This is a genomic window from Sporomusa sp. 246TCP1, from assembly GCF_057319775.1.
Map to the genome: position 1 here is coordinate 5350917 of NZ_CM170492.1, position 13195 is coordinate 5364111.

The 13195-nt window shown below is 38.8% G+C and carries 10 protein-coding genes; 9 read left to right on the plus strand and 1 reads right to left on the minus strand.

What is annotated here, in order from left to right:
• Positions 1 to 75 precede the first annotated feature (75 nt).
• The 6 genes from AC1ECB_RS25245 (at position 76) to AC1ECB_RS25270 (ending at position 9116) form a co-directional block, all read left to right on the plus strand.
• Complete coding sequence (locus tag AC1ECB_RS25245) at positions 76 to 882, plus strand: PP2C family protein-serine/threonine phosphatase (protein ID WP_485666372.1); 807 nt, start codon at positions 76 to 78, stop codon at positions 880 to 882.
• Positions 863 to 3310, plus strand: a complete 2448-nt coding sequence (locus AC1ECB_RS25250; RefSeq protein ID WP_485666373.1) for an FHA domain-containing protein — start codon at positions 863 to 865, stop codon at positions 3308 to 3310. The genes AC1ECB_RS25245 and AC1ECB_RS25250 overlap by 20 nt, the downstream gene beginning before the upstream one ends.
• Positions 3311 to 3349: 39 nt before the next feature.
• Entirely contained in the window at positions 3350 to 5050 is a 1701-nt protein-coding gene (locus AC1ECB_RS25255; protein ID WP_485666374.1) for a protein kinase domain-containing protein, read from the plus strand.
• Between the two features lie 16 nt (positions 5051 to 5066).
• Entirely contained in the window at positions 5067 to 6797 is a 1731-nt protein-coding gene (locus AC1ECB_RS25260) for a tetratricopeptide repeat protein (protein ID WP_485666375.1), read from the plus strand.
• 118 nt (positions 6798 to 6915) lie between these two features.
• A complete protein-coding gene (locus tag AC1ECB_RS25265) occupies positions 6916 to 7818 on the plus strand; it encodes an LPP20 family lipoprotein (protein ID WP_485666376.1) in 903 nt (300 codons plus the stop codon).
• A 95-nt stretch (positions 7819 to 7913) separates the two neighbouring features.
• Positions 7914 to 9116 (plus strand): WG repeat-containing protein, encoded by a 1203-nt coding sequence (locus tag AC1ECB_RS25270; RefSeq protein ID WP_485666377.1) that lies wholly within the window; start codon positions 7914 to 7916, stop codon positions 9114 to 9116.
• A gap of 151 nt (positions 9117 to 9267) precedes the next feature.
• On the opposite strand, the gene AC1ECB_RS25275 is transcribed toward AC1ECB_RS25270, so the two are convergent.
• On the minus strand, positions 9268 to 9381 hold the full coding sequence (locus AC1ECB_RS25275; protein WP_485669404.1) for a hypothetical protein: 114 nt from the start codon (positions 9379 to 9381) through the stop codon (positions 9268 to 9270).
• Between AC1ECB_RS25275 and AC1ECB_RS25280 the strand changes: the two genes are divergently transcribed.
• The 3 genes from AC1ECB_RS25280 to AC1ECB_RS25290 all read left to right on the plus strand — a co-directional run bounded on the left by AC1ECB_RS25280 (position 9330) and on the right by AC1ECB_RS25290 (position 13033).
• Positions 9330 to 9788 (plus strand): tetratricopeptide repeat protein, encoded by a 459-nt coding sequence (locus AC1ECB_RS25280; protein ID WP_485666378.1) that lies wholly within the window; start codon positions 9330 to 9332, stop codon positions 9786 to 9788. The two genes, AC1ECB_RS25275 and AC1ECB_RS25280, sit on opposite strands and share 52 nt — an antisense overlap.
• 4 nt (positions 9789 to 9792) lie before the next feature.
• The gene (locus AC1ECB_RS25285; protein ID WP_485666379.1) at positions 9793 to 11322 is read left to right on the plus strand and encodes a tetratricopeptide repeat protein; all 1530 of its coding nucleotides are present in this window, start codon (positions 9793 to 9795) and stop codon (positions 11320 to 11322) included.
• Between the two features lie 538 nt (positions 11323 to 11860).
• Positions 11861 to 13033, plus strand: coding sequence for a tetratricopeptide repeat protein (locus AC1ECB_RS25290; RefSeq protein ID WP_485666380.1), 1173 nt, complete (start codon positions 11861 to 11863; stop codon positions 13031 to 13033).
• Positions 13034 to 13195 lie beyond the last annotated feature (162 nt).

Sequence of the window (13195 nt, forward strand, 5' to 3'; positions counted from 1 at the left end):
TAAGAAGATTAGTTAAAGAAATGATAAGAACTGACTTTAGTATGTTATTAAGTACTGAAATATGGGGATGGTTACATGAGCCTACATTATATTACATCAGAGCCAAAATTTTTTTCTCATGTTGGGGGGAGAAAAGAGCAAGAAGATTACTGTGGTTATTTAGTTTCCCAGAGTAGGGATTTTGGCTGTTGGGTTATTGCAGATGGTTTGGGAGGTCATGAAGGTGGTGCGATTGCTTCAGAGTTGGCGGTTACCAATGTGATCAGGGCTTTTGATAAAAATCCGGAGGTTTCAAAAAAAGCATTACAATGGTATATCGAACAAGCTCAAAATGCCATTCTTATGGAACAAGCAAGAAATCCAAGACTTTTTTGTATGCGTACAACAATTACTGTATTACTCCTAACTTCTAATATGGCAGTATGGGGCCATGTTGGTGATTCACGGCTATATCATTTCAAGAATTGTTGTGTTGCTTCTTGTACTAAAGATCATAGTGTTTCACAGGTATTGGTAGATGCAGGTAAAATAAAGTATCAAGATATACGCTTTGATTCCAATCGTAATAAACTGACTAAATGTTTGGGTAGTAAAGAGTACTTTAATCCAGAAATAATAGAATACTCAGATATTGGAAGCAATGAATGTTTTTTTCTATGTACTGATGGCTTCTGGGAGCATGTATTTGAATCTGAAATGGAGGCAGACCTAATGGCGGCTGATACACCGAATCAATGGTTGGAAAGCATGGAAAATCGCTTGAAAATTAGAGCAACCGGAGCGTATGACAACTATACGGCAATGGCCGTTTTTTTAGAAGTAGAGAATTCACAACAAGGTCAGTGCTTGGGGGAAGGAAAAAATGTATGCTTTAGTCGTTAACGCCGGTCCAGGGCGAGGTAAGAGGCTAATTCTTAAGGGAAAAGTTGATTTTACTGTCGGTAAAAATGATACTTGTGATTTAATTATTGATAATGCTATGGTTGCAGAGTTTCATGCTCGCATTTCAATTTTACCAGGGGGAAAAGTCCGGCTAGAGACTTGCAATCGAAATAGCCCTTCTATTGTCAATAACAGACAGGTTAATGAGGCTGTCCTGCTCGAACCTGGAGACACCATTAAAATCTGTGACAGCATTATTAATTTGTACAATATTGGTGGCGAGGAAAAGCCACTAGCGAAATCGGTGCCTTTAATAAAAGAAGCAGACATAAAACCTAACTATGAACCAGCGACAGCAATTAAAAGAACAATGGATTTTGGTAAAATGTCTGTCACGACGATTGGGCGTGATCTTTCCAACGACATCGTATTAAAGCATCCACTAGTTTCTAGGCATCATGCCAAAATCATGTTAGTTAATGGCCAATATATTATCACTGATTTAAATAGTACTAACGGAACTTTTCTTGAAGGAAAACTTGTCAAAAAACCGACGGTACTGCCGCTAAATGCATTGATTTCTGTCGGTGGCTACAGAATGTATTTTAACAACGGGCGGATAATAGAGTACGACGATACCGATGGTGTTCGTGTGGAAATAATAAATCTCTTTCGAAAAGTAACTATAAGGGACAAAAAAGAAAAGATTCTTTTAGACAATATTAATCTTACAATTGAACCACGTGAATTTGTGGCAATTTTAGGTGGCAGTGGAGCAGGTAAAAGCACTTTTTTAGGTGCTCTTACGGGAATGTCAAAATTTAATTCCGGAAGTGTTCTCATCAATGGTTTGGATATTGGTGAAGAATACGGGATGGTAAAATCCATGATTGGTTACGTACCACAGGACGATATTATTCACCAAGAACTTACTGTTAATGAGGTGTTAACCTATTCAGCAAAACTTAGGATGCCGGATGACTTTGATTCAGCGCAGGTACGCGAACTTGTTGATGGCGTCATAAATGACTTAGAACTTACTGCCCATAAAAATTCTTATGTGCGGGAGCTTAGCGGGGGGCAAAGGAAACGAGTAAGTATTGGTGTGGAAATGCTTACTCAACCAAGTCTGTTCTTTCTTGATGAACCAACATCCGGTTTAGATCCAGGATTGGAAAAAGTAATGATGGAATTATTACGTAAACTGGCCAAGCAGGGAAAAGGCCGCACCATAATGTTAGTAACTCATGCTACCTGCAATATTAATCTTTGCGACAAAGTCGTATTTTTAGCTCGGGGCGGGAAGTTAGCCTTCTTTGGTACACCTGCAGAAGCATTAGCCTACTTTCAGTGTGATGATTTTGCCGAAATTTATAAAAAAATTGATAGTACAAAATCGCCGGAAGAGTGGGCTGAACTTTTCGCTATTTCTCCAATAGCACACCCTCAAGTAAACCATTCTCCCAAGCGACTTTCCGATAGGTCTAGGAAATCAGGCAGAAAACCTGCAGAAGAAAGCCCGCGAAATTCAGCCTTCAAACAATGGTGGACATTAACGGACAGGTACATAAAGATTATGTGTCGTGACCGAAAAAATATTATGGTTTTATTGGCTCAAGGTTTTATCATTCCGGCAATCATTGTAATGGTGTTTCAATACGCTGCGCCTGCTTTTGAGCCAAGCCAATACAAAGAAGGAGAATTAACCATAACCCAGGCGGTAGTCCTCTCAGGCAAGATGTCAGAAGTTGCACAAAATGCTGCCGATGAATCCAAGCGATTTTCCAGCATGGTTCAGGCTATTTCTATGATGCTCTATACGGCAATTCTCTTAGGGGCATCAAATTCTGCGCGGGAAATTGTAAAAGAACAGGCAGTATTTCGAAGAGAGCGACTTGCTAGTTTACAGTTACACCCCTATTTATTATCAAAAATAGCGGTGTTGAGTATCGTTTGCTTGGTACAGTCGCTAATGCTTGTTGGAATTATAAAATATGGACTTGGGCTTCCAAATTTGTGCTTAAGCTTGTTAGCCTTCTTGTTGACGTCATTGGCGAGCATGATGATGGGACTAGCATTGTCGGCATGTGTTTCTAACACAGACAAAGCCGGAACGGCGGTAATACTGCTTTTGATTCCACAAATTATTCTTTCAGGTGCCATCATACCAATGTCAGAGGTAAAATCTATCTTTATGCAGGGAGTTTATTATCTGGCAATAAGTAAATGGTCTTTTAGCCTGATTGGCGGCGGTGTAGTGGATATACGCTCTCTGATATGTCCTGATGTTGGCAAAGGTACATTGATGACCGATCTTTACTCGGTTAATTCTGTAACCAACTGGTCAGCTCTATTATTGTTCACCGGTATAATGTATATATTGGCAATTCTGGCGATTCGGCACAAGGCATCAGTTGCCGAGCGTTAAGGCTATGTAATACTTGAGGAAGGTTGGGGAAGCTTACTCATGAATTTAGAACAACTTTGCGTAGGGTGCCTAGAAGATACTGGAGGTCAATCACCTTGTCCTTTCTGTGGTCACGTAGAGAAGACAGCGACAGATTTGACCTATATAACGCCACGAACTATTTTGAAAGGACGGTATGTAATCGGTAAGGTTTTGGGGCGTGGAGGTTTTGGAATAACATATATTGCCTGGGATAAGCTTGATGAACGTAAAACAGCCATAAAAGAGTACTTTCCCGAGGGAACTGTCTCTAGGATACCTGGACAATCGGAAGTTTCAGTATATCCGGACGGCAAAGGCGAGTTTTTTAGGCAAGGTCTTGACAAATTTTTGGATGAGGCCAGAGCGATAAAACGCTATCAAGATCACCCAGGAATTGTAGATGTTCTTGACTTTTTTCATGAAAACGGAACCGGATATATCGTTATGGAGTATCTTGATGGTCAAACCTTGACCGCCTATTTAGCTAAGAACGGCGGAAAAATTCCGTTAAATAAGGCTGTAAAATTATTAGAAAATATATTTTGTGCCCTAGAGGTAATGCACAAGGATGATATGCTCCATCGTGATATTAAGCCTGATAACATATTTATTCGCAAGAATGAAACCCAATCAGTATTAATCGACTTTGGTGTTGCACGGCAATTTATCGGTTTGCGCAGTCGAAATCTATCTTCAGTATTTACTCCAGGATATACACCTTTTGAGCAATATTGTGAAGATGGTAAACAAGGACCATGGACAGATGTATATGCTTTAGGGGCTACATTGTATCGTGCGCTAACCGGGGAACGGCCGCCTGAAGCCACCGATAGAATTGTCGAAGACCGTATTTTATCACTGAAGACAAAAGGAGTAAATGCATCGCCGCAAGTAGAGACTGCTGTTAGAAAAGCGCTATCATGTAATAGTCAGGAGCGTTTTCAAACAATTATCGAGTTTCGAATGGCTCTTTCGGAAGAAATTGATTCAGCTACCATAAAAGCGAATGTTAATATAAATGAATATATTTCTCAAGGTATCGAAAAGGTCGAGTGCCCACAATGTAAAACTATCAATATATTGTCCGTTGGTCAGACCGTAAATAACACGCTTTGCCGGGAGTGCGGGAATGTATTGGCGCCACCCCCACGGGGAAGTTTTGGTAAATTTAAGTATATTGCAGGAGTAGCTATTGTCCTACTAGTGCTGGTATGCGGCATATATTGGCTGGTGCCAACAAGCTTGACTGACAAGACGACTGCGCAAGGTGATATTCAGAAAAATGATGAAGTAAAGGCAGATACAACTGTTGGTACTTCCAATACTGCCACTTTTTCAGGAAATAGTGAAACATCACCTACTGTACAAGTCCTGCCTACTTCAGAGAATTCTCAAGCCCCCGAGGCTGGTAAATCTGTACCGGTGAAAATGAGTGAGCCTGAAAAGACAGCTGAATCAGAAGAGTCACAAGGTCAAAATTTATCTGATAGTAAGAAACCCGAAGTGAACTGGGAAACTGATACACGCGGCATTAAACTTACTGGTAGCGGAGTCCAGGCAGGTGAAGTATTTATGTGGTCAGGCGGGAATGCAGATGGTTACGCCAATGGTTCTGGCACTGTATCGTACTTCAAGGGAGGAGTACTGCAACGGAAACTGAGCGGCACCTGGCGAAACGGTAGCCTTGTGCCAGGTACAGCTGCAGTGGTCAACAGATAGGGGAGGGGAAGAATTTATGATTTTTACTAGAAAATATTGGCGGATGATAGCTGTTTGTATATTGCTTGTAATTTCAGCGTCAACTGCCTTTGCCGAGACAAAGGAAATAACGGCAACCGGTGAATACAACATGAGTGAAAGTGAAACAATGATTGTCGCCAAAGAACTTGCCGTTCATCTGGCAATGCGCGCCGCAGTAGAAAAGGCCGGCGTTTATGTGGAAAGTTACTCCCAGAGCAAAAAACTGCAGCTCACTAAAGACGAAGTAAATATGATTGCCGGCGGCATTGTAGAAGTTGTTGATAAAAAATTTGAAAGAACAATGAATAATACTGGCGGCGATTTTATTAAAGCAACCATTACCTGTAAGGTAAATACCGATAACATCGCTGTTATGCGCAATAAACTGCAGGATAAGTCTGCTGTTGAGACTTTGAAAAAAGTCCAGGAAGACTATGACCAAGCCATGCGGGAAATTAGCGACCTTAAAAATAAATTAACGCAAGTGCAAACTATACAGGAACGGAAGCAGGTTGAAACCCAGATTGCTACAAGTGAACAGGCATTTACCGCTGTTCAGTGGTTTGAAATAGGGTATAGGTATTCCTTGAATCAGGAGTATGATAGTGCTATTCACGCATATAGTGAGGCGATAAAGTTAAATCCGCGGTATGCGAAAGCATATAACAATCGCGGCGTTGCTTATGAGAAAAAGGGCCAGCTAGACCAGGCAATAGCCGACTATAACCAGGCGCTGAGTCTGAATCCGCGGGATGAGAAAGCATATAACAATCGCGGCAATGCTTATGCTAAAAAAGGCCAGCTAGACCAGGCAATAGCCGACTACAACCAGGCGCTGAGTCTGAATCCGAGGAATGCGGAAGCATATAACAATCGCGGCAATGCTTATGGTGAAAAAGGCCAGCTAGACCAGGCAATAGCCGACTACACCCAGGCACTGAGTCTGAATCCGCGGTATGAGAAAGCATATAACAATCGCGGCAATGCTTATGCTAAAAAAGGCCAGCTAGACCAGGCAATAGCCGACTACAACCAGGCGCTGAGTCTGAATCCGCGGTATGCGGAAGCATATAACAATCGCGGCGCTGCTTATGCTAAAAAAGGCCAGCTAGACCAGGCAATAGCCGACTACAACCAGGCGCTGAGTCTGAATCCGCGGTATGCGGAAGCATATAACAATCGCGGCACTGCTTATGCTAAAAAAGGCCAGCTAGACCAGGCAATAGCCGATTACAACCAGGCGCTGAGTCTGAATCAGCGGTATGCGGAAGCATATAACAATCGCGGCGCTGCTTATGCTAAAAAAGGCCAGCTAGACCAGGCAATAGCCGATTACAACCAGGCGCTGAGTCTGAATCCGCGGTATGCGGAAGCATATAACAATCGCGGCGCTGCTTATGCTAAAAAAGGCCGGCTAGACCAGGCAATAGCCGACTACAACCAGGCGCTGAGTCTGAATCAGCGGTATGCGGAAGCATATAACAATCGCGGCAATACTTATGCTAAAAAAGGCCAGCTAGACCAGGCAATAGCCGACTACAACCAGGCGCTGAGTCTGAATCCGAGGTATGCGAATGCATATTACAATAAAGCGTTAACCTGCGAAAAAGCTGGACTCATAAAAGAAGCTATCGACTCTTACCGCCAATTCATCGTATATGCCTCGCCACAATACGCCCAATATGTGGAACAAGCTAAACAACGTATTGCCGCATTGGGTGGTTGATTGATCTAATTTTTATAATCTGGATGTAATCTTACTGTAATAAAAATTGGAACAAAAATAGCTTATACTTTTTTTAACAGAGAATTTCTGGAATTTCCAAAATTGGAGGAGGAGAGCAATGAATAAACTAGTAGCTACCCTTATAATCCCTATGGTTTTCTTAGTTTCACTATCTACTGTTTCTGCTCAGAGTGTTACAAAAGTAGGTATTACAGTAAGTACTAGCAGTAATATCCCAATAGAACAAACTGGCAAAAACGGGCGGGTAAATTGGGGTCAAGGTGAACAAGGAACAGTTGAGGCGATTGGAATTGGTTTTCCACCAGCCAATGACCGGACTTTTGGTCAGGGTCAAGCATTGGCACGTCGTGCGGCAATTCTAGATGGGTACCGAAATCTGGCCGAGACTATCCAAGGTGTTCAGGTTGATTCTGATACAACAATGAAGAACCTTGAAGTATCTAGTGATATAGTTAATGCGAGAGTATCGGCTATGGTTAGAGGGGCGCAAATTATTCGGGAAATCCCCCAGGCAGATGGTTCCTACATGGTTGTGATGAGCGTGAGTTTGTACGGGCAAGGTAGTATAGCAGATATTGCAATGGCTGCTGTTAAACCTGCGCAAGTTCAGTCATTTCCACAGGCTGCTACTTTAGAGCGCGCACCAGAAGTTTCAGTCTATACCGGCGTCATCATTGATGCGCGTGGTCTTAACTTGGAACCTACCTTTTCGCCACAAATTTATGATGAGACCGGACGTATCATCTATGGAAATATATACATTGATTATGATAAGGCTATTTCGCAAGGACTGGTTGAATATTCATTAACCGCCGAAATGTTGGATAATGCTTTAAAAGGTGGCTCACGCTCGGGAAGTAGGCCGATGGTTATAAAAGCGATTGCCACTAAGGATAACAACTTTAATGTAGTTATTAGTAATTCTGATGCGGATAAGCTGTTGGAAAGCAATGATTCTTCGTGCTTTTTGAGAAGTTGTGCAGTGGTATTTGCATTGTAGTGAAAGGAAAGTACTTATTTATTTTTCAAAGATAATTAATTAAGATTCATTACTCTTGAAATTCAAAATTAACAGTTTCAGGGAGGGTAAAGTATATGTATTCTTATAAGAATATAAAAATTTCAGTTTTGACGCTATTATTGTTTGTATGTATGACAATCTTTGCTCAAGCGGCTTCAGCGCAAGGGATTGAAGAAACAGGTACTGCATTTTCGGAAGGGTTACTCCCTGCCAAAAGTAACGGAAAATGGGGATATGTTGATGCTAATGGCGCTTGGGCGATAAAGCCCCAATTTGCGGATGAGAATTCTTTTGGTTACATGAAAGAGCGGGAAACAAGATATCCATGGCTTGGCAAGTTTGGTTTTTGCGAGGGACGTGCTCTCATAAAAGTAAATGATAAATGGGGGTTTATTGATAATACGGGAAATGTTGTAATTTCTGCCCAGTTTCAAGATGCATTAAACTTTTCAGAAGGTTTTGCGCCAGTAAAAATTAACGGAAAGTGGGGCTATATCGACGTTAGTGGAACTGTTGTTATTAAGCCGGAGTATGATTATGCAGCGCCTTTTTCTGAAGGATTAGGTATGGTTATGGTTAATAAAGGGCGGAAGACCGGATTTGATATATTCCAAGGTATTACTACTAAGATAATACGTGATTGGGGTTATATTAATAAAGAAGAAAAAGTTGTAATACCTCTACAATATGGCGATTATGATAAAAGTATTAGTGATTCAAAAAATTGGATAGAAAACTCAGGGGAGAGTGGACATCATTATTGGAATCAAGAAACAGCTAATCAGGGTCATTTTAGCGATGGCTTAGCCCTTGTAAGAATTGGCAAAGAACTTACTTATATTAATCAACAAGGACAAAGAACAATAAATGTAAAAGCTAGTATGTATGAGCCATTTAATAAGGGGTTTGCACTTATATATAATAATGGATATAAGTATATTGATAAGGACGGTAAACTTTACCCGATGAAGTCGGATGAGTGGTACTCCGAAGGATTTGTGTGTCAAAAGATAAAAGGTAAGTGGGGATTTAGAAATTTAGAGCAGCAAGTAGTTATACCGGCGAAATATGATAGTGTATATGGTTTTTCAGAAGGCCTCGCAGCAGTTAAGATTGATGAAAAATGGGGATATATTGATACAACGGGTACTCTTGTAATTAATGCGATTTATGAAAAAGTATATGGATTCAAAGAGGGAGTAGCAGTAGTTAAACTAAATGGGCAATGGTTAATAATAGATAAAGCGGGAGTAATGCATCAAATCCAAGCAATATAAATAGTCTTATACTTTTATAGTCATTTTTGAGGTCGGATAAAAGAGTGAATAGAGACTCTTTTATCCGTTCACTCATATGTGCGGCGTCCCCCGTTCAATCGACAGGAAAAACTAACGGATTCCTCAGCTTATCTTGGAATTGCTTAATATTTCATAATGGCTCATATGTAGCCATCTTACTAGAATAATATTTGTCTGGAGTTAGGTAGGTATTTGAAGTGTGTAACCGCTGCCTGTTATAAAATATTTCTACGTACTCGGAGATGGAAGACTTACCCATTTATATTTCATTTTACTCCAGAACCGTGGATTAATATACAAAATAAAGGGCAATACAATCTAGCAATAGCTGATTTTAATAAAGTAATTGAATACAATCCGGAAGAATCATCTGCTTATTACAATCGAGGTAATGGATTTTTTGCTAAAGGGCAGTATGTCCTAGCTATTGATGACTACGATAAAACGATTCAGCTTAACCCACAAAAAGATCTGCCTATTATAATAGGGCAGTTGCTTGTGAAAGGATACGTAAATCAGAAGCGATACAAACATATAAATTGTTTATATAATCTGCTCCATCCAGTTTTGCTACCAATATTAATGAAGCTAAACAACAATATTGATACTTGGTGGAATTGTTTTGCTTTTAAAATAATCTTACGGAGATGATGAAATGTGCGTTAATAAATTATTAAGTCATTTATGTATCAGTATGTTGCTAGTGTCAGTTCTTCTACTACCCACCCCTGTTTCTGCTGAAGTTAAGGAAATCATTGCAGAAGGAACATACATTATGGGTGATGGAGAGACCCCTTCTGTTGCTCAAGAAAGAGCCATTGTAGAGGCTAAGCGTACTGCCATTGAACAGGCTGGTACTTACTTAGAGAGTTTTACAGAAGTAAAGGATATGCAACTGACTAGGGATGAAATCAGAACCTTTTCGGCTGGGATGATTGAAACTATTGTACTGGATAAGAAGCGTGATATTGTTGGAAGTGAAGCCGTTAAGTTTTGGGTTAGAGTACGATGTACTGTCAATACTGACAATGTCCAAGCAATGCGATATAAAATACAAGATAGGCAAAATCTAGAGACATTAAAGAGAGTTCAGGCTGATTATACGAAAGCTATGCAAGAAATTACGGATCTAAAACAAAAGCTTGCTCAAACAACATCTAACCTAGAAAAGGGACAATTTAAGGTAAAAATAGCTCAAAATGAACAATCATTTACAGCTATTCAATGGGCAGCTAAAGGATACGACTATGCAAATAAAAATGATTATGATAATGTAATATTTGCCTTCAGTAAAGCCATAGAAATCAACCCCAATATTGATTATTTCTATAATAATCGTGGAAATGCTTATGCCGAGAAAAAACAACATAACCTAGCTATAATTGATTTTAGTAAAGCCATTGAACTAAATCCTAAATATGCAAATGCTTACAATAATCGTGGAATTTCTTATAGAGACGTGAGACAGCATATGTTAGCGATAGCAGATTTTAATAGAGCTATCGAATTAGATGATCAAAACCCCACTTATTATAGTAACCGCGGAAATGTTTATTCTGAATTAAAACAGTATGAATTGGCTATTACAAATTTTAATAAGGCAATTCAATTAAATTCGCAATATGCAAGTGCTTATAACAATCGTGGAAACTTATACAGTAATACAAAGCAATATGAATTAGCATTATCTGATTTTAACAGGGCTATTGAGTTAGAACCTAATGCTACTACATACAATCTTCGCGGTAAATGCTACGCACTTGTCAAACACTATCCTCAAGCAATTTCAGACTTTAATAAAGCCATTGAGTTAAATCCTCAATCAGAAGTTTATTGCAATCGTGGAATTGTTTATAAAAATATGGGAATGTTTGACTTAGCAATTGAAGATTATAATAAAGCTCTCAATGTTGTACCTAACGACGCAAGAATATACAGCAACCGTGGAGTTGCGTATGCTTTAAAAGGTCAGTATCAATTAGCATTATCTGACTTTGACAAAGCTATTTCTTTAGATAGTAAACAATTGGATGCTTATATTAACAAAGCAGTCACATATGAAAAGTTAGGACGAATTTCAGAAGCAATAGAGACCTATAAGTTATTCTTACTAAATGCACCCGCTAATAGCCCTAATATCGAACAAATTAAGCAAGCTATTAGGCGGCTAGGAGGTACTAATTAATCATTAATATGAATTATTTTACACTCCAAACAAAAGGTCTTGACCATTGACCGCATAGATAAGAAGGATGGCCGGATACCGCAAGAATGGCGTTCGGATACTTTAGGAACGGCTGACTGGATGGCATAGGAACGTCGGTCTAAATTGACGAGAATAGCCAGCGAATCCGAAATACAACGAATACAACAAATGCTTGGAGAGACCGGTGTAAAATTTCCATGGATGGCAAAGGCAATGCTCAAGGACTATAACACACCTTCAATCATTATTAGCCTTCATTCCCCATTAGGTGTCTCTTGTTCAATGGTATGCTGAAAACAAGGCTTCAAGGAGCTATTTTACATCAAACTACACGGAAAGCAGCATAACTTGACTTTTTATTACCGTGGCTTTACACTGCTTTTTTCATAATGGTAGTAAACTAACTTTCCTATTTTCCCAAGAAAAAGTGATTAAGTCATCTGTAATGGATCAACCTTAGCTAAGGCAGATATGGAGAGATTTTGGTTTTTACTTTGTTATTATGGAGGTTTCAAAATTGAATAAATATTTATTGCTTTTAATAACTTGTCTAGTACTTCTTACACCTTCTCTTGCGGTAGCTGAATCAAAAGAAATAATCGCTGAATATACTTACAATATTGGTACTGGTGAAACTCCTGACGGAGCTGAAGATAAGGCAATATTGAATGCAAAAAGAATAGCTATTGAGCAAGCAGGTACCTACATAGAAAGTAATACTGAAGTTGTAAATTTTAAATTAGCAAAAGATGAAATAAAGTCCCTTGCTTCAAGTATACTTGAAACAACCATACTAGAACGTAAATTTTTTGCTGAAAACAATAATTTTTTTGTTTACGTTCAAATAAAAGCATTAGTTAAAGATGATATGATTTACGCCACTATCAGAAACAATGATATAATTAAAGAAAACCAAAAACTTCTAAAGTTAAATAACGAATTATTACAAGCGATCGAAATTCTAAAAAATAAATATAAAAATAGTAATGATCAAGCTGATAAAAAACAGATTATTATTGATATTGGAAATAATGAAAAGAAAATTAAATCTGTTGCATTATATGAAAAAGCGCAAAATCTTAGACGAAAAGTAGTAGGTACCAAATCAGATTGGATGGACGAGAAAATAAAAGCTCTACAAAAACAAAACCGTTATCAGGCAATAAAGCTGTTAAATGAGGCAATTGAGCTTTATCCTCAAAACTATGACGCATATATAGCTCAAACAGAAATGCTCCAGGCCAATTCTTGCAATGAAGAAGCCATAATCACTTTGAACGAGGCTATTAAGCATTTTCCTAATAAAGAACAACTCTATTATCTTAGAGCAATAGAATATGGAATAATTAAGCAAGGAGAGCTTGCATACCAAGATTATTCGGAAGCAATAAAGCTAAATTCCCAAAATAGTAGTTTTTATGTATGTCGTGGCTTAGAAGCTGAAAACTTAAAAAAATATGAACTTGCTATTCAAGATTATATAATGGCAGTAAATTTACAAAAGTATAAGCTGAATAAAAAACAAAAATTATCTGAGGCGTATTTAAGAGTGCATTTTTACTTAGGGAGATGTTACACAGAATTAGGACAATATCAAAAAGCTTTGTCTGAGTTTAACTTGATCCCCTTTTCCATAAAAAAATTAGATGTTAATACGTGGAAGAAACGTATAAAAGACAAAATAAAGTAAGTTTTTCGTATATCAGCGTTTGACCAATCAAAATTTTCAGGAGAACATTGTGGAAAATAGTTGTAGCGGTTGCTGGTGGTAAGATGAGTGTTCATAAAGGGCAACAATGATAGCAATACTGGTTTTTTCGATAATATGCTATCAATGGCGCGGTCACAAACC

Bases quoted from the DNA above. Each gene is read 5' to 3' on its own strand.
- AC1ECB_RS25245 (WP_485666372.1), top strand. From the start codon at position 76: ATGAGCCTACATTATATTACATCAGAGCCAAAATTTTTTTCTCATGTT.
- AC1ECB_RS25285 (WP_485666379.1), top strand. From the start codon at position 9,793: ATGTGCGTTAATAAATTATTAAGTCATTTATGTATCAGTATGTTGCTA.
- AC1ECB_RS25270 (WP_485666377.1), top strand. From the start codon at position 7,914: ATGTATTCTTATAAGAATATAAAAATTTCAGTTTTGACGCTATTATTG.
- AC1ECB_RS25260 (WP_485666375.1), top strand. From the start codon at position 5,067: ATGATTTTTACTAGAAAATATTGGCGGATGATAGCTGTTTGTATATTG.
- AC1ECB_RS25265 (WP_485666376.1), top strand. From the start codon at position 6,916: ATGAATAAACTAGTAGCTACCCTTATAATCCCTATGGTTTTCTTAGTT.
- AC1ECB_RS25255 (WP_485666374.1), top strand. From the start codon at position 3,350: ATGAATTTAGAACAACTTTGCGTAGGGTGCCTAGAAGATACTGGAGGT.
- AC1ECB_RS25250 (WP_485666373.1), top strand. From the start codon at position 863: ATGTATGCTTTAGTCGTTAACGCCGGTCCAGGGCGAGGTAAGAGGCTA.